The organism is Methanococcoides sp. AM1, from assembly GCF_900774055.1.
Taxonomy (GTDB): domain Archaea; phylum Halobacteriota; class Methanosarcinia; order Methanosarcinales; family Methanosarcinaceae; genus Methanococcoides.
The window spans coordinates 45,328-72,030 of record NZ_CAAGSW010000002.1; the positions used below are offsets into that span (position 1 = coordinate 45,328).

Here is a 26,703-nt window from a genome sequence, read left to right on the forward strand (position 1 = left end):
TTGATACATATCCCGTAAACTGAGGTATCACTTGGATAGGTTGATAGATATGGGAGTTCTGGCGTGCCGCCAGAAGAATTCGCGAGGAACTTTTAAGCCCCATCTTGCTGTAAGGTTCAGGTCAGAAGATGGGAAGGTTTGCACGTTTTCCGTTGATTCCACACGTGTCCCGAAAAAACAACCTCAACCGGATGCCTATCTCATAACTCATGCTCATTCTGATCACCACGGCAAGTCTGCCATGCTCTCTGAGCTTTCGGTCTGTACTGATAAGACCGCAGTAGCGCTTGAGATACGCCATGATCGCAAGTTCAAAGGCAAGACCGTTGACATGTGCGGATTCATAGAGGTCAATGGCACAACTGTACGGACATATCCCACAGGGCATACTGCAGGAGCAGTTGCATTTTACTGGGTTAATGATGTCGGGACGCGGATACTTGTCACAGGGGATGTGAAGGACCCTTCCGCATTGCCAAAATGTGATTTGCTGATCACCGAGGCAAATTACGGAGATCATACCGATCCTTCATGTCATTTTGAGGATGATGTCGAGGGCTTCAGGGATGCCCTGCAATCCGGCTCCCGGGTTGCTTTTGGAGCATATGCTTTTGGAAAAGCGCAGCGTGCGGTGGAGCTTTTGCGTGAGATCGGGCATGATGGTCCTATTGCCATGGAAGAAAAATCACTGATGCTTTCAAACAGGCTTCTGGATGAACCCGGGGAACTTGTGGGATTGGGCGAGTTTGATGAGGATGCTGTTTGCATCGTGCCTCCGTGGGATCTGGGGAAGCTACCTCGTAACATGGCCAAATATGTGATGACGGGCAGACAGGACTATTATTATCCATCGATTCAAATAAGTGACCATCTGGATGCGAACGGGCTTGTGGATATGGTCGAGAGGATCGATCCCGAAATGACCCTGGTGTATCATCCGGGTGGAGATCGGCCCGGTAAATTCGCTTCTTACCTGAACAGCATTGGAAGGGGAGCTGTTTGCCTTGAGGATGTTGACAACATTCTTGGCAATGATTTCCTCTGATTTTGTAATTTTTATGATTTTTGTGCTTCAGGAATAAACGTTTATATATGTTCTGATGTTTATAACACCCAATCATATTTATCCCAGGAGAAGAAGCCAATTGAAAAAAGAAAGCAAAAAGAAGTCAGGTGGCACAAAGGATAATGCAGATCAGTCTGACGCTCCTGTTGTCTCAAAGCCTACGGTGATAAAGGAAAAAACACCTGAGGAACGTAAGGCAGCTCACGTACAGGGTATAATCAAGACCGCTATCGCTGCATTCATTGGTATGATCGCAGGATTTGGCGCCTTTTACAGGTTTGGTGCAGGTACTGAAACTCCCTGGTATGCGGCATTGGTCATCGTTGCTGTGCTAGCATATTATGCGCAGCGTGTTATCTATCCTGCTATCAAGATAAATACGAAGGAGTTCGGTCTTAAGGATTGGTTCTACGTCGAATTCATCGTAATTGACTTCTGTCTTGTGACATGGACGCTGTTGTTGAACTGACACAGCCCATGATCCTGCTTTTTTTGTATTTACACAGCCAGTTCAGCTCAGTTCAATTAGTTTGATTAATTTATACACTTTATTAAATAACTTCAGTGATGTCCCATGCGAATTGCAATATTGAACAAGGATAGATGCCAGCCAAGGCGATGCAGCCACGAATGTGAAAAATACTGTCCGAGGGTCAGGACCGGCGATGAGACCATTGTCTTTGGAGAGGACGGCAAGGCCATCATCTCCGAGGAACTCTGTGTAGGTTGCGGCATCTGTATCAACAAATGTCCTTTTGATGCCATTATGATAATCGGTCTGCCTGAAGCATTGACCGAACCAACCCACAGGTATGGTCCCAATGGATTTGCCCTCTATGGGCTCCCCACGCCTCAGGTAGGCAGGGTTACTGGTATCCTTGGACCTAACGGTATCGGTAAAAGTACTTCCGTCCAGATACTTTCAGGAGCTGTTGTTCCTAACTTCGGTGGCGATAACAACGACTGGGATAAGGTTCTGGAGCACTATTCCGGAACTGCCATGCATGATTATTTCAAAGATGTGATCGATGGCAAGATCAAGGTATCCCAAAAACCACAATATGTGGATATGATCCCGAAAGCTTTCAATGGCAAGACCCGTGATCTTCTGGAAGGTACCGATGAGCGAGGTGTACTGGATGAGCTTGTTGAAAGGCTCGATCTGGCTCCTATAATCAACCGCAATATCGGAGACCTCAGTGGTGGTGAACTGCAGAGGGTTGCCATTGCAGCCTGTGCCGCAAGGGATGCTGACTTCTATTTCTTTGATGAGATCAGTCCATATCTGGATATCTACCAGCGTATCAATTCCTCTAAGCTCATACAGGAGCTTTCAGCCGAAAAGGCAGTCCTTGTCGTGGAACACGATCTTGCTATACTGGATATGCTGTCAGATGTCGTTCAGGTAGCCTATGGTGTGCCTGGCGGGTACGGTGTAGTGACCCACCCCAAAGGCGTGCGTGTAGCTATCAACCAGTACCTCAAGGGTTTCCTTCCTGAAGAGAACGTTCGTATCCGTCCGGATGCCATAACTTTCGAGGTCCATCCTCCACGCGTGGAAACGGATATTGCATCACTCGTGGATTACAGTGCATTCTCCAAGAAATACGGCGATACCTTCTCACTTGAGACAGATGCCGGCTCCCTTAAACAGGGAGAGGTTATCGGTATCGTAGGTCCCAATGGTATTGGTAAATCCACCTTTGTCCAGATTCTTGCAGGGGAGATCGAGCCTGATGAGGGCGAGATGGACATTGATGTTTCCATCTCCTACAAGCCACAGTATATCAAAGGTGAAGACACGATGCAGGTACAGATGTTCCTGAGGAGCATTACCCGCAGGTTCGATACAAGTTACTATCAGGCAGAAGTTGTCAAGCCACTCCAGCTTGAACCTCTCTTCGAGAAAATGCTCAGTGATCTCAGTGGTGGTGAGCTGCAGAGGGTAGCAATTGCTGCATGTCTCTCAAGGGATGCCGACCTTTACATCCTTGACGAGCCAAGTGCACACCTTGATGTGGAACAGCGTTCCCTTGCCACAAAAGCCATCAAGAGGTTTGCTGAGAACAACGGTAAGACCGCTCTGGTGGTAGACCATGACATATACATGATCGATATGCTCAGCGAAAGGCTGATCGTTTTCGAAGGTACGCCTGCTGTTTATGGTAAAGCACACCGTCCATCGAGTATGCAGGATGGTATGAATAAGTTCCTTTCAGACCTTAATATCACGTTCAGAAGGGATGAGGATACAGCACGTCCAAGGGTTAACAAGCAGGGTTCCCGCCTTGACAGGGAACAGAAAGCAGAGGGTGAATATTACTACAGGCTGGATGAGTGAAAGCTCATCCCTCTAATTTTTTGACCTTTTATTTCAGTCTTTTATTTTCATGAATTTCTTATTTTATCGGTCGCTTGTTCTTTGAAAGGTACCACGTAAGGAACTCTGTATAGAGTATGATCCCTATGATGGTGGACCAGACGAACAGCAGCAGATGATAGTTGTTGATGGGCACAAGTCCTCCTGCAAGCCTTGCATGTTCATGTGCCAGAAATACATTTGCTGTCTCAGGTACAGCAACAATGGTTACTAAAGGAACTACGAGCAGTACAATGGCTGCCATTAAAGAAGAGTAATTGACAAGCAGATACAGCACAATAGCAGCGAACAGTGCGAATATAAATACCGCTATGCTGAGTCCCACAATGTCCGTTTTAGTTCCTCCTTTTGATTTGGGTACAGATTATTTTTATTGTATGCGTTTAATGCAACCTTTTCGACTTATTCAATGTGACCTGCGTATATAAAAATATGCAATAAGCGGGACGATGGAAAGTACACCTGCTATTGTGGCAAATGCTGATAACAGAAAACTTGCATGTTCTCCTCTCGGGAGTGAGGAATTTTCCATATTGATGCTCTCACTTTCGATGTTCATTTCAGCGGGTCCAAGTGAGTAAACATAGAGCTTCACAACGTTCGATCCGAATTTCCCTTGAAGTTTCTCTTCATCGGTGTATGTAACCATTGCAGGTGGCAGATCAAAGATACCTTCTTCCTGTACAAGCATCGTATATGTGATCCACTTTTGATCCCCGACCTCAAGCAAGCCTTCACAGCTTTTCTCTCCACTAACGAATTTGAATCCGGCAGGGATCTCCTCTGTTAAAGATACTTCAAGATCACTAGTGCCGATGTTCGTGATCGTTACCGTTACGTCAACCTCCTCTCCTGTGAAAACATCATTGAGGCTAACATCTTTTTCGATCTCCAGTAATGCTCCTTCAACATCGATGTTCACTGCAGCATTATCCGATACAACGCTGTAAGTTTCCCCCTGTGAGTACCAGCTTGCAATTGCCGGTCCCAGTTCATACGTTCCGGCGACTGTGGGTAATGCCTTGTATCGTATATTCTCTGATCTTCCGGCACCAATGAATACTGTCCAGTCCGTTGCCTCCACTCCCACAGGCATGAAAGTTGAAGGTATTGGGTCATGTATGTTAACTTCATGTCCAATACTTGCATTGTTGTAGACCACCATTTCGACGATGATCTTCCTTTTAGTTTTGTCCTCTTCTGTCAGAAGATGGGTATCAATTGTCTTTTCAATAGATATGTACGGTTCCACAATGGTCTGCGCTGTCGTTGTATTCTGGTAGTTGTTTCCCCTATAGTCATAACCGTCAACGTTCACATCGATCATTATGTTCTCTTTTACCGGTGTTTCGGGGAATGTGAGGTTGACAGGTATCTTGTAGATCTTCAATGTATCAAGCATTGCAAGCTCGTAGCTTACCGGATCAAGCTGTCCGCTACTGGCAGATGCAGTGATGGTGATACCTCTTGCAGGTATCGTTCCTGTGTTTTTCAGGATTATCTCAAAAGAAGCAGGTATGTTCGGGGAATACTGGTCTGCAAGGCCGTTGATCTCTACTTTGAAGCCTGGTTCACCTGGTTGGTACAACTGTAAATTGATCTCCTTGTTATCCCTGTCAATGTAGGTGACTCTTAACAGTATGTCATCTGAATATTTTTGATAGGTATTTGTTTCGTATTCATTAACGTATGCTTTCCCATCGATTGTAACTTCCATAGTAGCAACGGTATCACTCACATTGAGCAATTTGATGATGGCATTGTCCACCTGCACCGTGTCTTCTACTGCAAGCTTCCGGCTCTCAGATGGTATCCAGACAAGCTCGTATTCGTGAAGATACAGTTCGAGAGCAACCTTCGTTTCGTCAATTGAAAGCGTTCTTACCTTGAGGTCCTTTTCATGGACGAATTCATTGTTAAGCGAAGCATCTGCAAAGAAGCTCTTCTGGAACTCTCCGTTAACATATAGAAGTAATGTAGCGGAAAAACCGTCATCATCTTCATTGATCTCATGGAGCTTGACTGTGTATTTTTCTGCGGATGCCCTGTCTCCTGTTGCAAGATCAAAGACCCCCTGATGCACCCATATCTCCTCATACTGGAATTCATCTGCAGCTGAGGATATGCCTGTTAAAAAAAGGACCATCAGGATTGCAAGAGCAATACGCTTTAAATGCATTAGCCATTTTTTATGTGGCTCATAGCGTTTAAATATACCGTTCAGAGTGACGATGGGTGCACGTCCTTTTGAGCATATACTCTCATCCTTCAACAACATTTAATTAGAGGACATTCATTACCTAAACTATGCTTACAAAGAGGATTATACCCTGTCTTGATGTTACCCTTGATTCAGAAGGTGGCACCGTGGTCAAAGGTGTTGAATTCGTAGATCTCAAAAAAGCAGGCGATCCTGTGGACCTTGCTAAACGCTACAATGAGCAGGGAGCGGATGAACTTGTTTTCTTGGATATTACAGCATCCCACGAAGGCCGCTCAACAATGATCGATGTGATAGAGCGTACTGCTAACGAGGTCTTTATCCCACTGACCGTCGGTGGAGGTATCAATTCTGTGGAGGATGTCAGGCAAATTCTGCGTGCAGGTGCAGATAAGGTATCCATCAACACTTCTGCGGTGAAGAACCCTCAGCTGATCAAGGAGGCTTCCGATATATTCGGTTCACAGTGTATTGTGACCGCTATCGACTGCAAACGCAATACGGATGTTGAGGATAATCAGGACAAGACAATTCTCGAGCTTGAGGACGGAACTCCTGCATGGTATGAAGTAGTGATCTATGGTGGTCGCAAACCCACAGGCCTGGATGCTGTCCAGTGGGCGAAGAAGGTAGAAGAGCTTGGTTCCGGTGAGATCTTGCTGACGAGTATGGATCGTGACGGCACCTATGATGGTTTCGATATCCCTATCACAAGGAAACTTTCAGAAGAGCTGGAGATCCCTATCATCGCTTCTGGTGGCGTCGGGAAACCTGAGCACATGTATGGAGGTTTCATCGATGGTAAAGCTGATGCCGGACTTGCTGCCAGTATCTTCCACTTCGGCGAGTATACTGTGCGTGATGTGAAAGAAGCACTTGATAAAAAGAATATTCCTGTCAGGCTTTGATCACAATTCTTTATCCTGATAACATTTAAGGAGCTGACAATATGGAGATCTCAGAATTCCAGAAACTTATGTATGACCTCTACGCACACAATGATAAACGCAGAGGAGCTGCTGCCACCACTCTCTGGCTGGTCGAGGAGATCGGGGAGCTGGCAGAGGCAGTTCGCAGGGAGGACATGGAGAACCTGAGGGAAGAGCTTGCAGATTGTTTTGCCTGGATAGGTGCCCTGGCAAATCTCTTCGAGATCGACCTCGAGGCAGCGTTCCTGGAAAAGTATCCGCTTGTATGCCCTACCTGCGGGAAGAATCCTTGCATTTGTACTGACTGATCATGAGCAAAAAACCTGAACTTCTGGCCCCGGCAGGCAATTGGGAATCTTTTATAGCTGCTGTTGAAAATGGGGCGGATGCTGTATATCTTGGTGCTAAGACGCTGGGTGCCAGGGCATATGCCGGCAATTTTACCCTTGAAGAGATACGGGAAGCTATTGATCATGCACATCTTCGGGGTGTCAAGGTCTTTGTTACGGTAAATACACTGGTCAAGGATTCGGAGATCGGAAAAGCTGCGAAAATGTTGTGCTCGCTGAGCGAATACGGTGCAGATGCGGTCCTCGTCCAGGATATCGGTTTGCTTTCCCTTGCAAAAGAGATAGTTCCCGAACTTCCGATACATGCAAGCACCCAGATGACCATTCATAATAGTGAAGGTGTACGTTTTCTTGAAGACCTTGGTGTCAAAAGGGCTGTACTTGCAAGGGAAATGTCCCTTGAAGAGATAAAGGAAGTAAAGCAGGCTACCAACGTTGAGATCGAAACTTTCGTCCATGGTGCACTTTGTATCTCCTATTCAGGTCAATGTCTCATGAGTAGTATGATCGGTGGCAGGAGTGGCAATCGTGGGCACTGTGCCCAGCCCTGCCGGAAGATGTACGAACTGGAACTGGATGGTGAACTGATTGACACCGATGGCCCTTACCTCTTAAGCCCGAAAGATCTTAACACAACAGAAATGCTGCCACAACTGATCGAAGCAGGCGTGGATTCCTTCAAGATAGAAGGCAGGATGAAAAGGCCGGAATATGTGGCAGGTGTTGTGAGCACATACAGGCGTTTGATCGATCGCTACATGGCTGATCCGGATTCGTATTTCGTATCCTCTGAGGAATCTCTTGTACTTGAACAGCTTTTCAACAGGGAATTTACTGATGTTTATCTTGAGGGCACATCAAGAACAGACATGATGAGTCGAGAGCAACCATACAATCGTGGCGTGGTTGCAGGTACTGTTGTAGGATACAACAGTGATGACAGGCGTATCCTGGTAGAGCTTTCCACCGAGCTGGCGTTAGGGGACGGGATCGGTGCCGAAGGGCTGGAAAATGCAGGTGAGAATATCACACGCATGGTCCTGAATGGTGAAGAAGTTGATTCCGGTACAAAAGGTGATATTGTTGAGATCCCGTTCTTTGAAAAGGTTCGTTCCGGGAACTTAATTTACAGAACTATGGACCGGTCCTTAATGGACTCGCTGAAAAAGACATTCACATCTCCAAAGCCGATACGAAAAGTTCATGTGAGGATCAGGGCAGATATCGCTGCAGGTTCAGTATTGCAGTTGGAAATGGTGGATGCTGATGACAATGCGGTGTCTGTGGAATCTGATTATGTTGTTGAGGTCGCCCAGAAGAAACCGACAACGCAAGAGCAGGTCATCCAGCAGCTCTCAAAATTAGGCAATTCTGTTTTTGAGCCTATTGATGTGGATGTGACTGTTACGGGAGATATATTCATTCCCATAAGGGCACTTAACGATATCAGGAACATGGCAGTGTCCCAACTGGAAGCTTTAAGGATCGAAAAAGCGCGACGTAACCCTAAAGACAGCTGTGAAATTCCTGATGTCGCCTGTGAGGAAGTGCATCCGGGTAAGCCCTTGCTGGTTGTAAGTGTTGATGAGTCCCGGAGGCTTGAGGGTGCTATCAGTGGCGGAGCAGATGTCATCTATGTCGGTGGGGAAATTTTCAGGGGCAGGGAGCCTCTGGATCTGAAAGAAGCCTTCGAGAGATGTAATAAAGAGGGTCGGAAGATCTACGTGAACACTCCGAAGATCGTATCTGATGAAGATATGGGTCGCGTGCAGGAAACGCTCAGGTTTGCAAAGGGCCTTGGGTTTGATGGTGCAGTGGTCTCGAACTATGGTACATTCAGGCTTGCAAAAGGTGTGGGTATGGATGTGGTCATTGATAGTCCGATGAATGTTTTCAATCTGCATTCCTATGTATCCATGAAGCAACTTGGTGCCGATTCAGTTGTACTGTCTCCGGAAATGTCATTGTCCCAGGTGGAAGATGTCGCACAATGCGGTGCGGTGGAGTGCATTGTCCACGGCAGGCTTGAGGTCATGGAATCACGATACTGTATGGTCGGTGACCTGTTCAGTACAGGAGCCGGATGTTCCCGCCCGTGCGAGAATGGGGAGTTCGAGTTGTTCGATGAGAAAGAGTATTGTTTCCCGGTTCTCATGGATGACGATTGCAGGATGCATGTGCTGAACTCAAAAGAGCTTTGCATGATCGAGAATATTGGCAAACTTGTCAAGGCAGGTGTGACATCGGTGAGGATCGAGGCAAGGACTATGGATGCTTCGAAGGTGAAAAAGGTCACACAACGCTATCGTGTTGCTCTGGATGGTAAAAAGAAGGCTGGAAAATGCAAGGATATTACTGATGGCTATACTTCAGGCCATTACATGAGGGGAGTTCTATGAGGATATTCCTGTCCGGTTCCATACGGGGAGGAAGGCAGATGCTTCCCGCGTACCAGTTCATTTGTAGTTATCTTCGCAGGAACGGGCATGAGGTTTTGAGCTGGCATGTGGCTCACGATGGTGTCGAGGCGACAGAGTCACTTATGACCGAGACTCAGATATTCGAACGTGACATGGGCTTTCTAAGGACAAGTGAATGCATGATCGCAGAGGTCAGCCTTGCTTCCACAGGCGTTGGTTATGAAGTATGTTCCGCGATAAACAAGGGCATTCCGATCCTTTGTGTCCATAGGCCGGATACGAATGTCTCTGCCATGATACTGGGAAATACCAATGGCAACGTCACTGTGAAAGAGTATTCTGATAATGAAGACCTCGAAATGATCCTCCGGGATTTCCTTGGATTTTTTTGAAGGCTTTTCCTGAATGGCGTATTTTCTATTCAGGGAACGATATTTTACTCCACGACAATGGTCACGTTGTTGGACTGCACTTCACCCAGCCAGTAAGGTTCTGTGATGGCTTCGCCTGTGGATGTATGATAGATGGCATTAAGAGCATATTCCCCTTTTTTCAGGTCCCAGCACTTTGAATTAAAGGTAGTATTGAGGGATTGTCCGGGACTAAGTTCAACAAGGTTTTCGTTAGTCATCTGTTCTCTCATAAGTACTCCACAAACATAGGAGGCCTTGGTGTCATTTGAATCGTAGAAACAGATGTCGTAACTGATCTGTTCAGCCATTTCCCAAACATTAATGGTTTTTTCTCCAACGTTTGTCAATGTTAAGTAAATATCAAAATTCTCTTTCTCTGGTACCGTTGTTTTTTCGGGAATGACCGTGAATTCCAAATTTCCTTTCTGGAACTTTGGTCTCAGGTCCACCATTATCCTTGCCAGGGACAGGATCTTCCTTTTCAGATGTGATTCCCCGATCGCATCTGAGCTGTAGATGACATGAACGACCTTTCCATCATATCTTTTATTCGTCTGTTCGATATAATAGGATTCAGTTCCAGCATCAATATGCCCCAGAACAACATCATTTGCTGCTGTAAATGAAGCAGAACTTTCCGGTATTCCAGCAATTTTCCCGTGGTAAGTTTTGATGTCCGGATACATCTCCGGATTTGTGAAGACACTCGATTCATGAACTTGCACTTCTAGATCTTCTCCCAATAGTCTCAGATTCACAGTACCATTAGCAGCGGACCTCTTGAAATTCTCAGGATTTGCAACCGCTACTTCATAGTGACTTTGGATCCAGGAGAATCTATCTATCGTTCCTATATCATACTCGATGATCTCAAAGATCCTGTTCTCATCCGGGATCTCAGTTGTTCTGTCAACATGGTCTGCGTATATTGCTCCTGCTGTGATCAGAATTACAAGGAATAGCAAGCCTGCTTCAGATCTTCCAATACTCATCAAATTTAACATTCCTCACTTGTAAAATAATGTGCATTAATCGTATTAAAAAATTTGGAGCAACACCTCTTTTTTTAGATTAGGTGTTTTAATATGCAAAACACTTTTTGAAGTAAGGATTAAATATCTTTGACATCTATTTTTAGTAGATAAACATGGTAATGGAAATTATAGTAGTACTGGTGGCTATCATCATAGCTCTTCTTCTGTACAAGGTGCTGAAGACTGTCAAGAATATGGTAGTGAACACCGTATTGGGTGTGATTCTCCTTCTGATCGCCAACTTTGCACTGGGTCTGAACATTGCTTTTTCATGGGTTGTGATACTGGTCTGTGCATTCACAGGAGTTATTGGAGCAGTTCTGATAGTGCTTTTAGCATATCTCGGTATCTTCTTCTGATGTCAGCTGGATAGTTCCGTTGATCATATGGCGGGTGTGTGACTCGCCCTTGAACTTTTTTTCCGTAATTACATCATTGATGTCCAGCATCCCGAAGTCCCGGAAAAGATTCTGCACTTCTTCTTTTGTAAAATAATGGTAGATTATCCCGCTCTGGCGTACAAATGTGTGGGGTTCAACGGCATCTCCTCCATATCGCATATCTTTAACCCCGAATACCTCCAGGAAGATCGTTCCTCCGGGTTTCAGTATCCGCTTGAATTCTGATACTGCCTTTTCACGTTCGCTTTCCAGGAGATGCTGTAATACTCCAAAACAAACGATTCCATCAAAGCTGTTGTTTGCAAAAGGAAGATCGGTTATTGAAGATACGGCATGTTGTGCTTCACGTTCACGTTTTGCAAGATATTCCCTTGAAGCTTTCAGTGCTGTGGGAGATACATCGATGCCAGTGCAATCGTAAAAATTAGATAAGGGGAGAAGGTGGCGACCTTTCCCCGAGCCTGCATCAAGGATACGGCATCCATCAGGGATGCGGGAGCGGATCGGTTCGATCGGTGCTGCACCGCCCCATCTGACATGGGAATATTCCCTGTCCCATGCTGAAAAATGAGGGCAGGATGCCGGTCCTTGTGTCATGCTCTTAAGGTCTGTATGTTGATGCTTCACTGAAGCGCTTTGCAAGGAAGTCCTGGTCGATGGATGACAGGAACCATCCTGCTTTAGGTCCGGACTGCTGGCCAAGTACTGAAGTGTAGATCGCCTTGAACATTTCCTTTGGATTGATCTCCAGCTCGTCTTCGGGTACGCCAAGCTTTTCCACGATCTTAAGGTGGAGGTCAGAGCCTGCTTCCTTTGAAGAATATACAAGGTTGTGATAATCCTCACCTGTCAGTTCACCGCTGGCTTCAATGATATCAGATACTGCTCCGAGGAATGCTTTCTGCACATCAGAGAGTGTTGCGGTCTGTTCAGGCAGTTCATCCTTTACGCTGAACTTTGCAAATGGTGGTGCATACATCTCAAGCCAGTTGGAGACATTGTTTGTCAGTTCCCTGATACATTTTTCGTTGCTGGTGTCGTATCCTGCACGTTCCACGATCTTCATGATCTTATCGAAGTCACCATGTGCTACCTGGGAGATGGTTGTCATGTGCTTGAACGGGATGTCTGTGTGGCAGATACCCTTTGCATGTGAGAGTTCCAGCACACGCTTGTTGAGACCTTCGATCTCAGTATTGGCATTGAGACGTTCGTACTCGTCCACAAGTGTCAGCAGTGGCTGTCCCGGGTCGAACTTGATGTGTTTTTCAGGTTTTGTGCGCATGATCAGGTAGCGCAGTACCTCAGGCGGTACGACCTTGAGCATATCGGAAATTGAGACTACTACACCGGTTGATGATGACATTGCACCTTTCTGTCCCAGCATGATCCACTCGTAGACGATAGGCTGCGGTGGCTCGTGGTCGAATATCTCGCGTACGATCCTCTTTCCTGTATCATATGAGCCGCCTCTTGATGCATGGTCCTTTCCAAATGGTTCGACTGTTACATTCATCATCTTCCATTTTGCAGGCCAGTCCACACGCCATGTGAGCTTTCCGCCACCAGCCATTGGAACTGTGCCGGAATGACCACAGGAACATTCGTAGTCCACGGTCTCAGCATCTGCATCGAATCCGGTGACTACTGCTGTATTGATCTTTTTACATTCCTGGCAGATAGGGTTGAACGGGCTCCATTCAGGTAACACATCCTTTCCTGATACTTCCTTGAGGATCTTTGCGATATCATCCCTTTTGATAAGTGCTGTCTTGATAGCCTCAACGAACCTGCCGCTCTTGTAAAGCTGGTCTGCACGGTAGACCTTCGGGTGGATGCCAAGTTTCTCAAGTCCTTCAAGGAAAGGTTTGAGGAAGTGCTCTGCGTAGCTTTCACATTCCCCGCATGGGCAGGGTATCTCGGAAATTGGTTTTCCGACGTGTTCTGCATAGCTTTCCGGAAGGAAAGGGTAGACCTTTCGAAGCGGGTCGAAGTTGTCGGCCATGTAGATGAAATCGGTTTCAGCACCTTTTTCCACAAGCGTCCTGTATGCTGCATCTGCGGTTACGACCTCTCTCATATTTCCAATATGGATGTGGCCGGAAGGTGTGATCCCTGTGGATATCCTGTGTTTTGTCCCATTTTCCAGAGCTTCGTCAGCAACGACTTCTGCCCAGTGTTTGATCTCTGCCATTAATTATCACCATGTGTATTATCTGATCAGTATAAGTGTTGAAATCTTTAGATCTATCTTCGGATCTGAGGAATATCTGCATGTTCTCTTTTATATATAACATGTTTCCTTTTGCCGAAGATCTTGCTGCCACGGTACAGCAACCTGATGTAAAAAAGGATAGTAGACCACCGCAGTGGCCATACTTACATTCGTAAATTATCGGTCTGACCGCGGATGTGTCAGACAATTGTTCATCATTCTATTATTTCCGTAGGGATCTCTTCCAGGTCACAGAAGTTCGACGTGAAATTGTAAGCTCCTGCATTGATGAACACGATCTCATCCCCGATCTTCGGATCTTCCTTAAGGTACACACGGTACCTGAAAAGGTCCATTGAGCATGGGGTGCAGCCCTTGATAACATACGGATTGCCGACATTGTTGCCAACCTCGCCTTCAACTCTCAGTTTCACAGGTACCAGTATAGCATCCATGTCACTGTTGTAGACGGAAGCGTTCACGATGATGTTGTTGTCATAGACGCCTGTGATGTAGGTGATGAGCTTGCCTGCAGGTGCTGAGATGAACCTTCCTGGCTCTATCATGAGCTGTATGTCCTTCTCATGAAGCCATTCCCTAAGCTCTGTAAGTCTTCTGAATATCCCACCGATGACATCGACGTTGGTGTTGGCATATTCTGAAGGCAGGCCTCCTCCGATGTTGAGGATATCGATGGCCTCAAGTGTCTCTTCTGACAGGACGTCCTCGATGTCCTGCTGGATCTTCCACTCGTTGACGTTCTGTGTCTTCCTGTGAAAGTGCACTCCGAGCTGTTCGATGTGGGAGTTGTCTTTCAGTTGTGCTACCCTTTCATTGATAACATCGGACCTCATTCCGAAAACGAAATATCTCTCAGTCCTCAGGGAATGCTCCTTGAGCTTCAGGCGGAGCAGAAGTGTGATCTTCCAGTCGGTGAGCTCCATTGTTGAAAGTAAAATATCGAGGTCGAACTCATTGTCAACGGCAAAGGAGCGAATGCCTCTCTTATAGAGATCTTCCACGATCTCCGAGGTCCATCCCTGTGCCAGGAAAAGCACCCTTGACATGTCCTTTACGTGCTTGAGCTCGTTGATCATATGCACGCTAAGGAAACCGTCGGTGTTCTCTTCGATCATCGGGCTGATCCTGGGGTTCGTCTTGGAGCTAAAGGCGGGGATGTCCACGACTTCCTTTACCTTGTTGTATTGCTCAAGAACTACCTTTTTTGATAATGTGAATTTCGGGGACGGGACGGTTGAATTGGTCATTTGCTCACTCCGCTGTCCTCAGTATTCTTTTTCAGGCTTTCCAGCAGACCGTCCTCTGCGAGCTCATCAAGTGCATGTATCATGGCAAGCGGGAATGTGATACTCACGTCCCCGATGACAGTTGCAACATCGCTCTCGTCCTTGACCTTTCCCCATGACTTTGCTTCGTTGGTGTTGGCACCGGACATGCTTCCCGAGGTGCGGTGGGCAGTTGTCATATATACTGCGTATTCGGCACCTCCGTTGAGGAGTGTGCTCAGGATAGCATGGTGCTTTGATATTGATCCGCCCAGTGCGATGACACCCTTGCGGTCATCGAAGCTGCTTGCGAACAGAATGTTGCCGAAATCCTTGACAACATCTACCATGAAATCAGGATGGTCCTGCTGGAACAGGTATAAGTGGAAACCGAATGCACCGTCGGTGATGGCCGGGCAGAATATCGGTACGTTGTTCTTTGCTGCTTGGTAAAGGATCGAGTTCTCGTCATCGAGCATTAGTCCGATCTCACGCAGCATCTCGGAAACAGCCCAGCGTTTTTGTTTTTCATAAAGTTTCTTGAGGATCCTCTCGATGAGGCTCTCGAAGTTCATGTAGCTCTCGTTCTTAATGAGCAGGTTTCCCACACGGTTAATGCCTTTTTCATGCAGTTCCACATCATCGGTCTGGAACGAGCCGATCTGGAAATCCTCTCCCGTGGCCTTCATGATATCTTCTTCAAGACCACCTACAGTGGTGACGATGACATCGGCAATTCCCAGCTCGATAAGCTGGGCAAAGAACCCTCTCAGACCGGAGGTGACCATGTTGGAGGTAAATGTCAGGAATACCTTTGCAGAATCCTTTTTCATCTTAACTATTACTTCGGATGCCCGCTGGAGCTCAACGCTCTGGAATCCGATGAATTCGTAGGAATCGACAAGCTCAGACACTCGCATATCCTGTTTCCATTTTAGGTCCTTCACTTTTACCATTAAAGATCACCGTTAAGTATGGGGTGATGGAATTCCGAAATCATATATAAATGTTGGTCTGTTTTTTAGGAGTCCTGTATGGTGGATCAATCGTTACATTGAATCGACAAGCTCGTCAATTTCTTCCAGATCAACAGGCGGATTAGTGACATCATAGTAGATTCCATCGATTTCTATAGTTTTAGGCCCTACAATAGTTATCCTTGAAATTTTATTGGAATCACTATAAAAATCGATGAAATAACGACATCCAACCAAAGATTCTTGATTATCCTTTTTTTCCAGTGAATATCTATCAAGTTGGTCGATCAAATCTTCTATTTTGAGGCTATCATTTGTTGTGGTCAGTTCTCCACTCATTCCGTTCCTGATAGAGACTTTTGTAATTGTATATTGATCGATGTCTGTCAATTCAAGTCTTTTGTCCCGAGGTTGTTCTGATATGCAACCAGAATATACTACTGCACTGCACAGGATTATACACAAAATTAAATTGCTCGCGATTTTTCTCATTGCACTCTATGAAATAATAGCTATAATTTATAAATAAATTTTATCATCCTCCGTCTATCGAAACATATTTATCTTTCTCTCTAATAGGCTTCTCTATGATCCCGAAAAAAGCGTTTGTGGTAAAAGGTACCGGTGTCCATAAGGACAAGCTGGCTTCATTTGAGCTTGCGTTAAGGGACGGTGGGATCGAGAAGTTCAATCTTGTGACGGTTTCAAGCATATTGCCTCCAAATTGTGATGTGGTCCCACAGGAAGAAGGTCTTGCTGATCTCAAGCCCGGGCAGATCGTTTACTGCGTCATGGCAAAGAACCAGACGGATGAACCAAGACGCCAGATCGCAGCAGCCATCGGGAATGCTGTTCCTGTCAACAGGAAGGACTATGGTTACATTTCCGAGCACCATTCCTTCGGGGAGGACGAGAGGACCGCAGGAGTCTATGCCGAGGACCTGGCAGCAACCATGCTTGCTACGACCCTGGGAGTTGAGTTCGATGCGGACTCTGCCTGGGAAGAGCGTGAGCAGGTCTATAAGGCAAGTGGTCACATATTTGATACCACACACTATTGCCAGTGTGCCCAGGGAGATGAAAATGGCCTGTGGACCACTGTTGTTGTTGCAATGGTCTTTGTTATCTGAGATGGTTGCAAAATCCGAATAATTTTCGGCATGCCGAACCAAAATTTATATATCCAAATCATGGATTATAGCCACTCATTACATTATTGTGTGAACGAAAATGACTGCAGATCGCATTGAAGAATATCTTGAAACAATACTCTCTCTTAGTAACAACGGCGAACTTTCTGTTAAGAACAAAGATATAGCCGAGGAGCTTGGCGTATCACAGGCTGCAGTTTCCGAAATGGTCCAAAAACTTAACGACGAAGGATTTGTCGATCACCAGCCATACCATGGTGTCCGGCTGACCAATGTAGGTTTGCTGAAGGCAAAAAAGTTAAAACGCAAGCATCATGTGATCGAGAAGTTCCTCTCGGATGTCCTGGAGGTAGATCCTGAAGTCTCACACAACGAGGCGTGTGGTCTTGAACATGCGGTATCCGATATTGTTGTGGAAAGCATGTGCAGGTTCATGGGAAGCAACAATATTGACTGTACTCCGGTTGATGAGGAAGAGTGCTGTCTTTTCAAGGAGAGCTATGTTGCATTGTCCGATCTTAAGGAAGGTGACAGCGGAACAGTGGTCATGATGACCTTGCCTGATTCTTCTAAAGAACGTCTGACATGCCTTGGCCTGATCGCCGGTGAAAGTGTGGACGTCAAGCGCAAGCAGAAGCAGGGTTCAACTTCTATACTGACACGCGGAACAGAGATAGCTCTTGGAAATGAGATCGCCAAGAAGATCTTTGTGCGCCTGGGTGCAAGAAAGAGGTATCCACGCGGAAGTGGTAGAAATTAAATCCGGTTCTGACACTGTTACTGAAAGGGCTATTTCTTCCAAATATGATATGACCATGGCCTTTGTGGGCAATCCAAGTGTGGGCAAAAGTGCATTCTTTTCACGCCTTACAGGCATTGGCGTTGTTGTTGCGAACTATCCCGGTACCACAGTGGAACTGACCCATGGCAGTATCAATGCAGGCTCTAAGAAAGTGGATGTTGTGGACCTGCCGGGAATATACTCCCTTGGAGCTTCCACGGAAGATGAGAAGGTCTCAAAAAGGTACCTTCTGAGGGAATATCCCGATGTGATCATCAATGTGGTGGATGCCACCCGACTTGAAAGGAACCTCTACCTTACGTTGCAGCTTCTGGAACTGGATATCCCAATGGTGGTGGCCCTGAACCAGATGGATTCTGCAAAAGAGATGGGTATCGAGATAGATATTGAAAAGCTTTCAGATTATCTGGGTGTGCCTGTAATTCCAACGGTTGCTACCAAAGGACTTGGGCTTGATGATGTTGTTCTTTCAGCGCTTGAAGAGGAACTTTCAACTGAGAAAAGACGCAGGGTACATTATGACAATCATATTCGTCGTGCTATTGAAAGGCTTGATGCAGATTTCCCGGAGATCGGGTATGGGATCAAGGTCAGGGCACTTGAAAGGGATGAAGAGTTCGTTAAATTGAGCTGCCGTCCCCACGATGCCGACCTTTTGCTTGCGACTTCCGAATCCATCACCGAAGATATCGAAAAAGCCCACGAGATGCAGATCTCGGATACCATTGCACGCGATCTTTATGGGGAAGCAGGATACATTGTTGACCGGGTGAGGACCCAGTCCGAGCACAAGATAACGTTCAAGGAAAAGATCGATTCCCTGCTAACCTCTGAATATGTGGGAATAACTGGTCTTATCGTTGCTATTTTACTAACATTCTTTGTTGTTTTTACACTGGGTGGTTTCCTTGAAGAGGGAATAGTCTCTCTGTTCGAAACCTACCTTATCTTCCCTGTGGAGGAGATGCTGGCAGACTCATCTCCTATCTTCAGGAACGTTATTATCTATTCCCTTCTGGGAATTGAGGCAGGGTTTGCTATAGCGATTCCCTACATTGCAGTGTTCTACATTATCCTCTCATTGTTCGAGGATTCCGGATATCTGACAAGAGCGTCCTTCCTTCTGGATAACTGGACTCACAAAGTGGGTCTTCACGGCAGGGCGGTCATTCCATTGATCCTTGGTCTTGGATGCAATGTACCTGCGATCATGTCCACCCGTGCTCTTAATACCATGCGCGAAAGAAGGATCGCATCGGTATTGATAGCTCTTACTCCATGCTCTGCAAGAACTGTGATAATCCTGGGACTTGTGGGAACCTTTGTGGGTTACTGGGCAGCGATCTCAATATACGTGCTTGAACTTGTGATAATCTTCGGTACCGGTTGGGTCCTTGGTAAAGGACTTTCAGGTGAAAAGACTGGTCTGATAATGGAGATGGCACCACTGCGCAGGCCTGACCAGAAGGCCACTTTGCAGAAGACCTGGTTACGTGTGCGTGAGTTCATTTACGTAGCATTCCCTTTGCTGGTGGCAGGAAGTGCCTTGCTCGGGTTGCTTGATGCAATAGGTGTACTGGATATATTCCAGACTGTGGTAGAGCCAGTATCTGTGGGCGTATTTGGATTGCCTGCGTTTGCAGCAACTGCCCTTATCTTTGGTGTACTCCGAAAGGAAATGGCATTGCAAATACTGGCGGTGCTTGCCGGTACTGCAAATTTTGCCCAGGTGCTGACCCCGATACAGATGTACTCCTTTGCGGTGATAACCACGATCTATATCCCATGTGTTGCAACCATTGCAATACTAAAACACGAACTTGGCTGGAAAGATACTGCTGTCATCTCAATGTTCACTATTAGTCTGGCACTGCTGGCAGGTTTCCTGATACATATAGCAGGCATGATGCTTTAAAATCCTGTTTTTATCAGGATATCCTTAATTTCCTTTTTCGGCAGATATTAATAGTACCTAAGCGAAGTTTACTATAATGACTCGTATTACAGCTACTCCACAAAAGAACTCTATAAGTGCTCTGATCGATATCTTTGAAATGAGCAACATGCGCGAACCTTTCCTTGATGAGGTAGGTAGCATGCTTGAGTTGATGGGTACCCATGGTTCGATCACAGAAGGAGCTGTGGCATATGAAGATGAAGAGATCTATCATGTTCACACAATGAGCATCATGGCACCTCTGAAGAAAAAGTGAGTTCTCGAAAAGAATATGAGCTTAAATGCTCGAATTTAACAGTTCTTCAATGTCCATATTGATCTCAGGGGTGGAACCCCTATAAAAACGGTGGTCACGTATTATATTCCCATCCATTGTGACGCTATCAAGGTGGCCATACCAATATATCACCATTCCTGTACCATAATCCCTTTCGTAATACTGGAATTGTTTTTTAAGATAATGGGCATGCTCCCTTTCATCCCCGAACATTGCTTTGCTCTCTATCCAGAGGATCTCTACATCATCAACGTAGATCGGCTCATCCAGCAGGAAATCCGGGGTCTTTTGCATTCCTATTTCTCTCAGGTCCTCTTCGGTGCTGTAGCCAAGTTCCTTGTACTTAAGCCATTTTTCAATAATTTCCTCTCCCATTTGACCTCTGATGGACTGGGCCTTGTGTGCTTCAGGGGAAAAGAAATGGTCCTCATTGATCGCTTCGCCTATCTCTCTGGCCAGACGCTTATCTTCCAGTGAATCGAGGTGTTTCAGGATATATTTTTTAGAATAGCCAAGTTCCTTGATGATCACAGAAGCCATGAGGGTAGCTGGAACTTCGTTGTCCTTTGCCAGCACAATTATGCTTATGCCTTTGTTCCATAAGTAGAGATAGTTCCTGCTCTTGCTCTGGAGACCATGCATCTTCCTCTTGACCTTCGAGACTACTTTTTGGTTAAGTATTGCAGCAATAACTCCTGCAGGCTCATTGAACTTCATCGCCAGACCATCGATGTTTTCCGGATCATTTACATTTTCATATATCTGGAGATATGTTCTTTTATCCATTCTTTACCTCTTTGTCTTTGAAGCTATGCAGGAGAACACAATCATCACATTGTTTCTTTCCACAGTAGTTCTTGGCATATTCTACTATCAAGGCATGGTATTCTTTGTATAGTGGCACATCTGACGGAAGTTCTGTCTCGAACAGTTTTTGAAGTTGCATATAACTGCCTTCAATTCCGATGCATTTCATGATGCGGGTGGTGTAGGCATCGATAACGAACTTCGGCTTATCCGCAGCATAGAGAACAATACTGTCTGCGGTTTCGTTTCCCACTCCGTTCAGGGAAAGCATAAGTTCTCTCAGCTCATCCGTGGGCAACTGGAATATGTTATCTATTCCTCTTGTAGCAAAGAACTGTGCAATTTCTTTAAGGCGTCTTGCTTTCTGGTGGTAGAAACCACAGCATCTGACAAGTTCTTCAATATGCTCTACATCTGCATTTGCCAGTTGTTCAGGTTCTATCAGATCGGACCTTTTAAGAGCAGTTATCGCCTTCTCAACATTTGTCCATTTTGTCTGTTGTGTCAGTATTGTACCGACCACTACCTCAAAAGGTGTATCAGCGGGCCACCATTGAAGATGACCGTTCATCCCGAGAAGCGTCTCGTAGATATCACTGACCAATTCGTTTTGCATCTGCCTTGAAAGATGTTTTCTTATTATATAATATGGGCGTTTGGTTAAAAAAATATTAAAAAGTAGGAAGAAGCTGAGGGCAAATTATAATATTTGCTTCTCTGCTATACGATGTAGGTTAAAGTTATCCGCAAACTTCAATTCCAGAATTCCTTCTCATAATCTTCAGGAAGGTCATCAAGCTTCATCATTTTGTCAAGCTTGTTTTTTGCTGCATTATCTTCCTTTTCGGAAGTACCATTCAGATCTTCATTTGCCTGTTCTGCCATAACAGTTTCATGAGAGTGGATCACCGTCGTATGTTCGGTTTCCATCACAACTTCTTCTTCGATCACAGGTTTGAATGGGATCGTTTCTTCCTTTTCAGTTCTGGCAACTGGCTGTACAGGTTCCCTTTCATATTCCCTTTCCGGGGAAGGTTCCGGTTTATATCCAAGACGCATGCGGGTTTCTTCGGCATAGGTGTCGGACACGATGTCTGAATGGTTGCCTTGTTTGTGAGTTGAACGGTATCCGATGGTACAGTTCTCCTCGCCTGTCCTCCAATCCACATGGAATAGGTAGCAGCTCTTTCCCTTGCATTGCAATTCGTTGTTTAATGGGCATATTTCGGGTAACACCATGTAAAACCACTCCGGTTCTGTTGTTTTTTATAGTTTCTTCAGGAAATCTGCAATAAGAGGTGCAACACTGATGTGACTTTGTGCTTTTTCCAGCGTGTCGGTTGCAATGACCTCATGTACACCTGCATTGTAAAGTCTCAGGACACCGTTCTTGGTGAGCACCGGGTGTACGCATGCGATGTACACGTCCTTTGCACCCTGGCTGCGTAGTAGTTTGATAGATTCTGCCATGGTCCCGCCGGTTGCGATCATATCATCTATCAGTATGACATCCCTGCCGGTAACATCGATATTCTTTGTTTTGATGGTGACCGTATCTCCGGAAAGTCTTGTCTTCTCAAGATAATCGTACTCGATGCCAACATCTTCGGACGCACTTTCTGCAAGTGCGATAGCACCGGCATCAGGGGAAACTATCAGGGGGTTTTCCAGATTAAGTGACCTGATGTAGTTGCCCAGAAGGTGGGACGCATCAAGATCGAAAGAATCAGCACTGAAATGTTCAAGGACGCTTTTTTCGTGAATATTGACGGTGATGACCCTGTCCGCTTTGATGGTGCGGGCAATGGCACGTGCACTAATGGCCTCTCCGGATTTGAATATTCGATCCTGTCTGGCATAGCCCATGTAGGGTATTACAACAGTAATAGTAGGTGCATCTTCACACGCATCTATCAACTGCAGCAGTGAGATCAGGTCCGAATCAGTGGGTGTGCTCTGGATGATCGTGACATCATCGACTATATCTTCAAGTACTCTTGTGTAAACCTCTCCATCGGGGAAACGGTTGAACTCGCAAAGTGACGGTTCCATATTTAGTTCTCTTGCAACCCGTGATGCGAGCAACTGTGATGCAGGTCCTGCTATGATTTTCAAAGAATGTACCTCTCCAGTATAATTTTATTAATAGTGATCAAGTGTTATTAACAATAATTCCTCTTTATTACATTGAACCATTAAAAGTCATTGGTTTGTCAGTTGTTCCTTGACCTTCTTTACAACACGTATGTCTTTGATAGCAGTAGAAGGATAATTTCCTGTATCGTCCTTTTCAGCGGATTTGACCATATCCCATATAGTAAGAAGGGCTACGGAAACTCCCGTAAGGGCTTCCATTTCAACTCCTGTTTTTCCCACTGATCTGACTTCAACATCAGCTGTAACTTCCGAATCTCCAACCTCAAATTTCACATCTACTGAGGTGATGGGTATCTGATGGCACATAGGTATCATTTCAGGCACTTTCTTTACTGCTAATATGGCAGCAGTCCTTGCAGTTGCAAGGACATTTCCCTTTTCAACAGTTCCACTTCTGATACTCTCGATGGTCGGGCTCGTAAGACTGATACTTCCGGAAGCCGTTGCATACCTGCTCACAATGTCCTTGTTGCTAATGTCGACCATGTATGCACGGTCATCTTTTATATGGCTAAATTCCTGCATATGTTACTTCTCTCCACTTAGTCGATACGAACCTGTTTTCTCTGGTCATAGTCCTCGACAGCATCTCCCACTTTTGTGAGCAGATCCTTTGCCTCAGCGATGGAAAGTTTCACGATCTCTTCGTCCTCACCATGGCTGACAACTATGCGTACCCTGTTCCTTTCAATATCTACTGTTATATTTCTGCTTTTATCCATTTTACCACTCCCTTTATTTCATCACATCTGTGATCCTGTCGATGACATCAGTAGCAAGCAGACTATACCCCTTCTCTTCAAGTGCGATGTCTCCTGCTGCGCCATTGATAAAAGCTGCACAACATGCTGCTTCCATTGGAGAACTGATCGCAAAGAGTGCTCCTGAAATGCCTGCGAGCACATCGCCAGTGCCACCGACCGTCATTCCTGCATTTCCGGTCCTATTGATGGCAACCCTTTCTCCGTTGCTGATGGTGTCTTCCTTACCCTTAAGAAGTACGGTCAGGCCGTTTTCCCTGGAAAATGCCTGTACATTATCTGCCCCTTGCCCTCCGAGTGATCTGAATTCCTCTGCATGCGGGGTGATGATCATTGTTGTATCCCCGGGCACAGGAAGTTCGATGCCGTAGAGGCCATCTGCATCCACAACCACCTTCTTACAGAGAGGTATTATCTTTGAGATCGCTGCTTTTGTTCGTTCCGCTCTTCCAAGCCCCATTCCAATGACAACTACCTCATGAGATACTATCAGTTCAGCGATCGTTCCCACATCCTCTTCACAGAGGACATCTGATGAAAGAGATCTTACTATTATATTTGGAGAATATGATGCAATAGTTCCTGCAACACTTGCAGGTGCAGCGACGGTAACAATGTCAGCACCTGTTCGCAACGCTGCCATGGCTGCAAGTGCCGGGGCACCTGAATAAGGCCCGCCGCCAATGATAAGTATCCTGCCGGAATTGCCTTTATGGCTATCTGCACGGCGTCTTTGAAGGACTTTTAGGTCACCTGAGCCTACATATTTTTCTGCATCGGTACACACTCCGATGTTGACAACTTTAATCTCGGAAGTATATTCTCTGGCAAGGGGGGTTGTAAGTCCTGTCTTCATTTCATGAAAAGTGAGGGTAATATCTGCGATCACCGCTTTGTCAATATCTCCTCCGTCGGGATCAAATCCTGATGGCACATCGACAGAGATTACCGGTTTATCTGAGTCGTTGATCATATCGATCAAAATGGATTCAGTTTCTCTCAGTTTTCCACTGATCCCGGTTCCAAGTAGTGCATCCACGATAATATCGGAATCATCGATCCATTTGCTCTTCTTAAGCTGTGATGCATCAGTTATCTCAAGGATCCCTTTGATACTGCAGTGTTTGAGGATATTGAAGTTGTGTCTTGCATCATCTGTCCTTATACGGGTCGACTGTCCTACAAGTGATACATATACCGTTACATCCGGATCTGATGCCAGATGTCTCGCAGCAACGAACGCATCACCTCCGTTGTTCCCCCTGCCTGCAATGAAGAGGACCTTCCCGCTACCGATACTCTCCTTTACTTCGCGTGCAATGGCAGCTCCTGCATTTTCCATCAGTTGCAGTCCTTTGAGTCCAAGATATTCACAGTTGGCATCGATTGCCCGCATTCGCGAAGATGTTATCGACCTCATTTTCCTCTATTATTCTTTAGTTTGCATTGTATTTAGATGTATCAATAATGTTACTGCTTATGGATGAGGTCAGGGATAAGTTCGATCTTGTTCCCGATGAACTTTTATTCCTGTAAATTTATTCACCGAAAGAACCTTAATACTGGATAAAGAATTATAGCTTACAAGGAGGTATAGCAATACCCGCTTTAAAAGAAATGGATGCCCCGGTCAAGAAATGGTTGAATCCAACATATCTGATACTTGGAAGTGGAAGTATCGGATTTGCTGTTGCAAAGGAGCTTCGTGAGCTCGATAAAGACCTTATTATCATTGACAGGGATACACAAAAGGTAGAAACACTGCGTGAAGAGGCATATGAGGCCTTCGCAGGTGATATTTCAGATCCGGATATCTTCCAGCATGTAAATCCAAAGGAACTTTCCGGGATACTTGTTCTGAGTTCTGATAATGAGGCCAACAAAAAGGCACTTGAGAATATATCCCGTCTGGAACTGGACGATACTTACTGTGTTGCAAGGGCATCTGATGTCATAAGTATGCAGGAGATGGACGGACTCGGTGCAGATCTTGTTGTGATGCCTTCAAGGCTTGTTGCAAGATCGGTTGCAAGATCACTGGGTCGTGCAGAATCCCTGCGCCGTGGAAACAAATTATCCCAGTGGTTCAAAGGAATTTCCGGTAAAGACCTTGCTATTGTAGTTCATGATAATCCTGACCCGGATGCAATTGCAAGTGCGCTTGCGCTGCAAAAGATCGCGGAGTCGTTTGATGTGAGGTCATCGATCCTGTACCATGGTGAGATCGGTCATCAGGAGAACAAAGCATTCGTAAACCTCCTGGGTATTGATCTTAACAGGATGGAAGAGCACGATATCTCTGAATTCGATGACATTGCAATGGTTGATTGCGCTGTGCCTGGTGCTAATAACATACTCTCTTCGGGTACACATCTTGGAATCGTCCTTGATCACCATCCTCTGGGAGAAATAGAGATTGATGCTGATTTTGTAGATATACGCCCGAACGTGGGAGCATCCGCTACAATACTTACCAAGTACCTTCAGGAGCTTAATCTCGAAATTGAAAGCGAGCTCGCAACGGCGCTGCTTTATGGTATCAGGACCGATACACTGGACTTCAGGAGGAACACGGACTCCGCAGACCTCTCTGCAGCAGCATTCCTCTATCCTCTGGCTGACCATGAGATACTGGACCAGCTTGAAAGGCCATCCATGTCCCTTGAAACACTTGATATCCTTGGTGAAGCCATTATGAACCGGCAGGTGATAGGCAGTTATCTTCTGACCAATGTCGGTGTCGTCCGTGACCGTGATACACTTCCGCAAGCATCTGATTATCTGCTTAATCTAGAAGGTGTTTCAACATCAATTGTTTTCGGGGTTTCCGAAGACAGGATATTCCTTTCAGGCAGAAGCAATGACATCAGGGTCAACCTTGGCGAAGTGCTCAGAAAGGCATTCGGAGAGGAAGCTGCTGGCGGTCATTCAAATGCTGCCGGGGCCCAGATCCCGCTTGGAGTGTTCAGTGATATAAAGGATCGTCAAACACTTCTGAGGCTTGTCAACGAAGCCGTTGTTAAGAAGTTCCTTAATGCAATAGGTGTTGACGAGACTGTAGAATAAGTCTTCATATCCCTAATACGAATAAGACCATGT

The 26,703-nt window shown here is 45.8% G+C and carries 28 protein-coding genes; 13 read left to right on the plus strand and 15 right to left on the minus strand.

Features of this window, described 5'->3' with window-relative positions:
- Nucleotides 1–49 precede the first annotated feature (49 nt).
- The 3 genes from E7X57_RS02905 to E7X57_RS02915 all read left to right on the plus strand — a co-directional run bounded on the left by E7X57_RS02905 (nt 50) and on the right by E7X57_RS02915 (nt 3,407).
- Nucleotides 50–1,045, plus strand: coding sequence for an MBL fold metallo-hydrolase (locus tag E7X57_RS02905; protein ID WP_135611201.1), 996 nt, complete (start codon nt 50–52; stop codon nt 1,043–1,045).
- A 100-nt stretch (nt 1,046–1,145) separates the two neighbouring features.
- Nucleotides 1,146–1,535 (plus strand): hypothetical protein, encoded by a 390-nt coding sequence (locus E7X57_RS02910; RefSeq protein WP_135610396.1) that lies wholly within the window; start codon nt 1,146–1,148, stop codon nt 1,533–1,535.
- 105 nt (nt 1,536–1,640) lie between these two features.
- Nucleotides 1,641–3,407 carry a ribosome biogenesis/translation initiation ATPase RLI gene (locus tag E7X57_RS02915; RefSeq protein ID WP_135610398.1) on the plus strand — a complete coding sequence of 589 codons (1,767 nt, stop codon included), beginning with the start codon at nt 1,641–1,643 and terminating at the stop codon, nt 3,405–3,407.
- A gap of 58 nt (nt 3,408–3,465) precedes the next feature.
- Here E7X57_RS02915 and E7X57_RS02920 read toward each other — a convergent pair whose 3' ends face one another.
- Both E7X57_RS02920 and E7X57_RS02925 read right to left on the minus strand, forming a co-directional pair.
- A complete protein-coding gene (locus E7X57_RS02920; protein ID WP_244603575.1) occupies nt 3,466–3,771 on the minus strand; it encodes a hypothetical protein in 306 nt (101 codons plus the stop codon).
- Nucleotides 3,772–3,852: 81 nt separating this feature from the next.
- Entirely contained in the window at nt 3,853–5,625 is a 1,773-nt protein-coding gene (locus E7X57_RS02925) for a DUF11 domain-containing protein (protein ID WP_167880867.1), read from the minus strand.
- Nucleotides 5,626–5,753: 128 nt separating this feature from the next.
- Here E7X57_RS02925 and hisF point away from each other — a divergent pair, with 128 nt between their 5' ends.
- From hisF to E7X57_RS02945, 4 genes are read left to right on the plus strand one after another with little or no spacing between them, the layout of a single operon-like run.
- Nucleotides 5,754–6,575, plus strand: coding sequence for an imidazole glycerol phosphate synthase subunit HisF (hisF, locus tag E7X57_RS02930; RefSeq protein WP_135610402.1), 822 nt, complete (start codon nt 5,754–5,756; stop codon nt 6,573–6,575).
- Between the two features lie 41 nt (nt 6,576–6,616).
- The gene (locus tag E7X57_RS02935) at nt 6,617–6,904 is read left to right on the plus strand and encodes a MazG nucleotide pyrophosphohydrolase domain-containing protein (RefSeq protein WP_135603670.1); all 288 of its coding nucleotides are present in this window, start codon (nt 6,617–6,619) and stop codon (nt 6,902–6,904) included.
- A 2-nt stretch (nt 6,905–6,906) separates the two neighbouring features.
- Entirely contained in the window at nt 6,907–9,345 is a 2,439-nt protein-coding gene (locus E7X57_RS02940; protein WP_244603576.1) for a DUF3656 domain-containing protein, read from the plus strand.
- Nucleotides 9,342–9,758 carry a nucleoside 2-deoxyribosyltransferase gene (locus E7X57_RS02945; RefSeq protein ID WP_135610406.1) on the plus strand — a complete coding sequence of 139 codons (417 nt, stop codon included), beginning with the start codon at nt 9,342–9,344 and terminating at the stop codon, nt 9,756–9,758. The genes E7X57_RS02940 and E7X57_RS02945 overlap by 4 nt, the downstream gene beginning before the upstream one ends.
- A 44-nt stretch (nt 9,759–9,802) precedes the next feature.
- Here the strand turns inward: E7X57_RS02945 and E7X57_RS02950 are convergent, their stop codons facing one another.
- Nucleotides 9,803–10,771, minus strand: a complete 969-nt coding sequence (locus tag E7X57_RS02950; RefSeq protein ID WP_167880868.1) for a hypothetical protein — start codon at nt 10,769–10,771, stop codon at nt 9,803–9,805.
- A 155-nt stretch (nt 10,772–10,926) separates the two neighbouring features.
- Between E7X57_RS02950 and E7X57_RS02955 the strand changes: the two genes are divergently transcribed.
- Complete coding sequence (locus tag E7X57_RS02955; RefSeq protein WP_135610410.1) at nt 10,927–11,172, plus strand: pro-sigmaK processing inhibitor BofA family protein; 246 nt, start codon at nt 10,927–10,929, stop codon at nt 11,170–11,172.
- On the opposite strand, the gene E7X57_RS02960 is transcribed toward E7X57_RS02955, so the two are convergent.
- The 5 genes from E7X57_RS02960 to E7X57_RS12650 form a co-directional block, all read right to left on the minus strand.
- Nucleotides 11,146–11,811 carry a bifunctional 2-polyprenyl-6-hydroxyphenol methylase/3-demethylubiquinol 3-O-methyltransferase UbiG gene (locus tag E7X57_RS02960; RefSeq protein ID WP_135610412.1) on the minus strand — a complete coding sequence of 222 codons (666 nt, stop codon included), beginning with the start codon at nt 11,809–11,811 and terminating at the stop codon, nt 11,146–11,148. The two genes, E7X57_RS02955 and E7X57_RS02960, sit on opposite strands and share 27 nt — an antisense overlap.
- Before the next feature lie 4 nt (nt 11,812–11,815).
- The gene (gene lysS, locus E7X57_RS02965; protein ID WP_135610414.1) at nt 11,816–13,408 is read right to left on the minus strand and encodes a lysine--tRNA ligase; all 1,593 of its coding nucleotides are present in this window, start codon (nt 13,406–13,408) and stop codon (nt 11,816–11,818) included.
- A gap of 236 nt (nt 13,409–13,644) precedes the next feature.
- Nucleotides 13,645–14,697 (minus strand): decarboxylase, encoded by a 1,053-nt coding sequence (locus tag E7X57_RS02970; protein ID WP_135610416.1) that lies wholly within the window; start codon nt 14,695–14,697, stop codon nt 13,645–13,647.
- Nucleotides 14,694–15,671 carry a deoxyhypusine synthase family protein gene (locus E7X57_RS02975; protein WP_135610418.1) on the minus strand — a complete coding sequence of 326 codons (978 nt, stop codon included), beginning with the start codon at nt 15,669–15,671 and terminating at the stop codon, nt 14,694–14,696. The genes E7X57_RS02970 and E7X57_RS02975 overlap by 4 nt, the downstream gene beginning before the upstream one ends.
- Before the next feature lie 93 nt (nt 15,672–15,764).
- Nucleotides 15,765–16,031: a hypothetical protein gene (locus E7X57_RS12650; protein WP_135610420.1), complete on the minus strand. Its 267-nt coding sequence runs from the start codon at nt 16,029–16,031 to the stop codon at nt 15,765–15,767.
- A 248-nt stretch (nt 16,032–16,279) separates the two neighbouring features.
- Between E7X57_RS12650 and E7X57_RS02985 the strand changes: the two genes are divergently transcribed.
- The 4 genes from E7X57_RS02985 (at nt 16,280) to E7X57_RS03000 (ending at nt 19,858) form a co-directional block, all read left to right on the plus strand.
- A complete protein-coding gene (locus E7X57_RS02985) occupies nt 16,280–16,822 on the plus strand; it encodes a pyruvoyl-dependent arginine decarboxylase (protein ID WP_135610422.1) in 543 nt (180 codons plus the stop codon).
- Nucleotides 16,823–16,922: 100 nt separating this feature from the next.
- On the plus strand, nt 16,923–17,603 hold the full coding sequence (locus E7X57_RS02990) for a metal-dependent transcriptional regulator (protein ID WP_135610424.1): 681 nt from the start codon (nt 16,923–16,925) through the stop codon (nt 17,601–17,603).
- Complete coding sequence (feoB, locus tag E7X57_RS02995; protein WP_371413152.1) at nt 17,590–19,560, plus strand: ferrous iron transport protein B; 1,971 nt, start codon at nt 17,590–17,592, stop codon at nt 19,558–19,560. The genes E7X57_RS02990 and feoB overlap by 14 nt, the downstream gene beginning before the upstream one ends.
- 76 nt (nt 19,561–19,636) lie before the next feature.
- Complete coding sequence (locus E7X57_RS03000; RefSeq protein ID WP_135610426.1) at nt 19,637–19,858, plus strand: hypothetical protein; 222 nt, start codon at nt 19,637–19,639, stop codon at nt 19,856–19,858.
- 21 nt (nt 19,859–19,879) lie between these two features.
- Here E7X57_RS03000 and E7X57_RS03005 read toward each other — a convergent pair whose 3' ends face one another.
- From E7X57_RS03005 to E7X57_RS03035, 7 genes are all read right to left on the minus strand, one after another.
- Nucleotides 19,880–20,665, minus strand: coding sequence for a C15orf41 family protein (locus tag E7X57_RS03005; protein WP_135610428.1), 786 nt, complete (start codon nt 20,663–20,665; stop codon nt 19,880–19,882).
- The gene (locus tag E7X57_RS03010; protein WP_135610430.1) at nt 20,658–21,302 is read right to left on the minus strand and encodes an endonuclease III domain-containing protein; all 645 of its coding nucleotides are present in this window, start codon (nt 21,300–21,302) and stop codon (nt 20,658–20,660) included. The genes E7X57_RS03005 and E7X57_RS03010 overlap by 8 nt, the downstream gene beginning before the upstream one ends.
- A gap of 137 nt (nt 21,303–21,439) precedes the next feature.
- On the minus strand, nt 21,440–21,925 hold the full coding sequence (locus E7X57_RS03015; protein WP_135610432.1) for a hypothetical protein: 486 nt from the start codon (nt 21,923–21,925) through the stop codon (nt 21,440–21,442).
- A 27-nt stretch (nt 21,926–21,952) separates the two neighbouring features.
- Nucleotides 21,953–22,801, minus strand: a complete 849-nt coding sequence (locus E7X57_RS03020) for a ribose-phosphate diphosphokinase (RefSeq protein ID WP_135610434.1) — start codon at nt 22,799–22,801, stop codon at nt 21,953–21,955.
- 87 nt (nt 22,802–22,888) lie between these two features.
- Nucleotides 22,889–23,368, minus strand: a complete 480-nt coding sequence (gene moaC / locus E7X57_RS03025) for a cyclic pyranopterin monophosphate synthase MoaC (RefSeq protein WP_135610436.1) — start codon at nt 23,366–23,368, stop codon at nt 22,889–22,891.
- Between the two features lie 17 nt (nt 23,369–23,385).
- Entirely contained in the window at nt 23,386–23,565 is a 180-nt protein-coding gene (locus E7X57_RS03030; RefSeq protein ID WP_048193452.1) for a hypothetical protein, read from the minus strand.
- Between the two features lie 13 nt (nt 23,566–23,578).
- Nucleotides 23,579–25,024: an NAD(P)H-hydrate dehydratase gene (locus tag E7X57_RS03035; protein WP_135610438.1), complete on the minus strand. Its 1,446-nt coding sequence runs from the start codon at nt 25,022–25,024 to the stop codon at nt 23,579–23,581.
- A gap of 197 nt (nt 25,025–25,221) precedes the next feature.
- Here E7X57_RS03035 and E7X57_RS03040 point away from each other — a divergent pair, with 197 nt between their 5' ends.
- Nucleotides 25,222–26,670: a DHH family phosphoesterase gene (locus E7X57_RS03040; RefSeq protein ID WP_135610440.1), complete on the plus strand. Its 1,449-nt coding sequence runs from the start codon at nt 25,222–25,224 to the stop codon at nt 26,668–26,670.
- Nucleotides 26,671–26,703: the final 33 nt, after the last annotated feature.

Bases quoted from the DNA above. Each gene is read 5' to 3' on its own strand.
- E7X57_RS03030 (WP_048193452.1), bottom strand. From the start codon at position 23,565: ATGGATAAAAGCAGAAATATAACAGTAGATATTGAAAGGAACAGGGTA.
- E7X57_RS03040 (WP_135610440.1), top strand. From the start codon at position 25,222: ATGGATGCCCCGGTCAAGAAATGGTTGAATCCAACATATCTGATACTT.
- E7X57_RS03035 (WP_135610438.1), bottom strand. From the start codon at position 25,024: ATGAGGTCGATAACATCTTCGCGAATGCGGGCAATCGATGCCAACTGT.
- E7X57_RS02905 (WP_135611201.1), top strand. From the start codon at position 50: ATGGGAGTTCTGGCGTGCCGCCAGAAGAATTCGCGAGGAACTTTTAAG.
- E7X57_RS03000 (WP_135610426.1), top strand. From the start codon at position 19,637: ATGACTCGTATTACAGCTACTCCACAAAAGAACTCTATAAGTGCTCTG.
- hisF (WP_135610402.1), top strand. From the start codon at position 5,754: ATGCTTACAAAGAGGATTATACCCTGTCTTGATGTTACCCTTGATTCA.
- E7X57_RS02975 (WP_135610418.1), bottom strand. From the start codon at position 15,671: ATGGTAAAAGTGAAGGACCTAAAATGGAAACAGGATATGCGAGTGTCT.
- E7X57_RS02960 (WP_135610412.1), bottom strand. From the start codon at position 11,811: ATGACACAAGGACCGGCATCCTGCCCTCATTTTTCAGCATGGGACAGG.
- E7X57_RS02955 (WP_135610410.1), top strand. From the start codon at position 10,927: ATGGTAATGGAAATTATAGTAGTACTGGTGGCTATCATCATAGCTCTT.
- E7X57_RS02945 (WP_135610406.1), top strand. From the start codon at position 9,342: ATGAGGATATTCCTGTCCGGTTCCATACGGGGAGGAAGGCAGATGCTT.
- moaC (WP_135610436.1), bottom strand. From the start codon at position 23,368: ATGCAGGAATTTAGCCATATAAAAGATGACCGTGCATACATGGTCGAC.
- lysS (WP_135610414.1), bottom strand. From the start codon at position 13,408: ATGGCAGAGATCAAACACTGGGCAGAAGTCGTTGCTGACGAAGCTCTG.
- E7X57_RS02915 (WP_135610398.1), top strand. From the start codon at position 1,641: ATGCGAATTGCAATATTGAACAAGGATAGATGCCAGCCAAGGCGATGC.
- E7X57_RS02950 (WP_167880868.1), bottom strand. From the start codon at position 10,771: ATGAGTATTGGAAGATCTGAAGCAGGCTTGCTATTCCTTGTAATTCTG.
- E7X57_RS02970 (WP_135610416.1), bottom strand. From the start codon at position 14,697: ATGACCAATTCAACCGTCCCGTCCCCGAAATTCACATTATCAAAAAAG.
- E7X57_RS03010 (WP_135610430.1), bottom strand. From the start codon at position 21,302: ATGCAAAACGAATTGGTCAGTGATATCTACGAGACGCTTCTCGGGATG.
- E7X57_RS02990 (WP_135610424.1), top strand. From the start codon at position 16,923: ATGACTGCAGATCGCATTGAAGAATATCTTGAAACAATACTCTCTCTT.
- E7X57_RS12650 (WP_135610420.1), bottom strand. From the start codon at position 16,031: ATGAGTGGAGAACTGACCACAACAAATGATAGCCTCAAAATAGAAGAT.
- E7X57_RS02985 (WP_135610422.1), top strand. From the start codon at position 16,280: ATGATCCCGAAAAAAGCGTTTGTGGTAAAAGGTACCGGTGTCCATAAG.
- E7X57_RS02925 (WP_167880867.1), bottom strand. From the start codon at position 5,625: ATGCATTTAAAGCGTATTGCTCTTGCAATCCTGATGGTCCTTTTTTTA.
- E7X57_RS02935 (WP_135603670.1), top strand. From the start codon at position 6,617: ATGGAGATCTCAGAATTCCAGAAACTTATGTATGACCTCTACGCACAC.
- E7X57_RS03015 (WP_135610432.1), bottom strand. From the start codon at position 21,925: ATGGTGTTACCCGAAATATGCCCATTAAACAACGAATTGCAATGCAAG.
- E7X57_RS02940 (WP_244603576.1), top strand. From the start codon at position 6,907: ATGAGCAAAAAACCTGAACTTCTGGCCCCGGCAGGCAATTGGGAATCT.
- E7X57_RS03005 (WP_135610428.1), bottom strand. From the start codon at position 20,665: ATGGATAAAAGAACATATCTCCAGATATATGAAAATGTAAATGATCCG.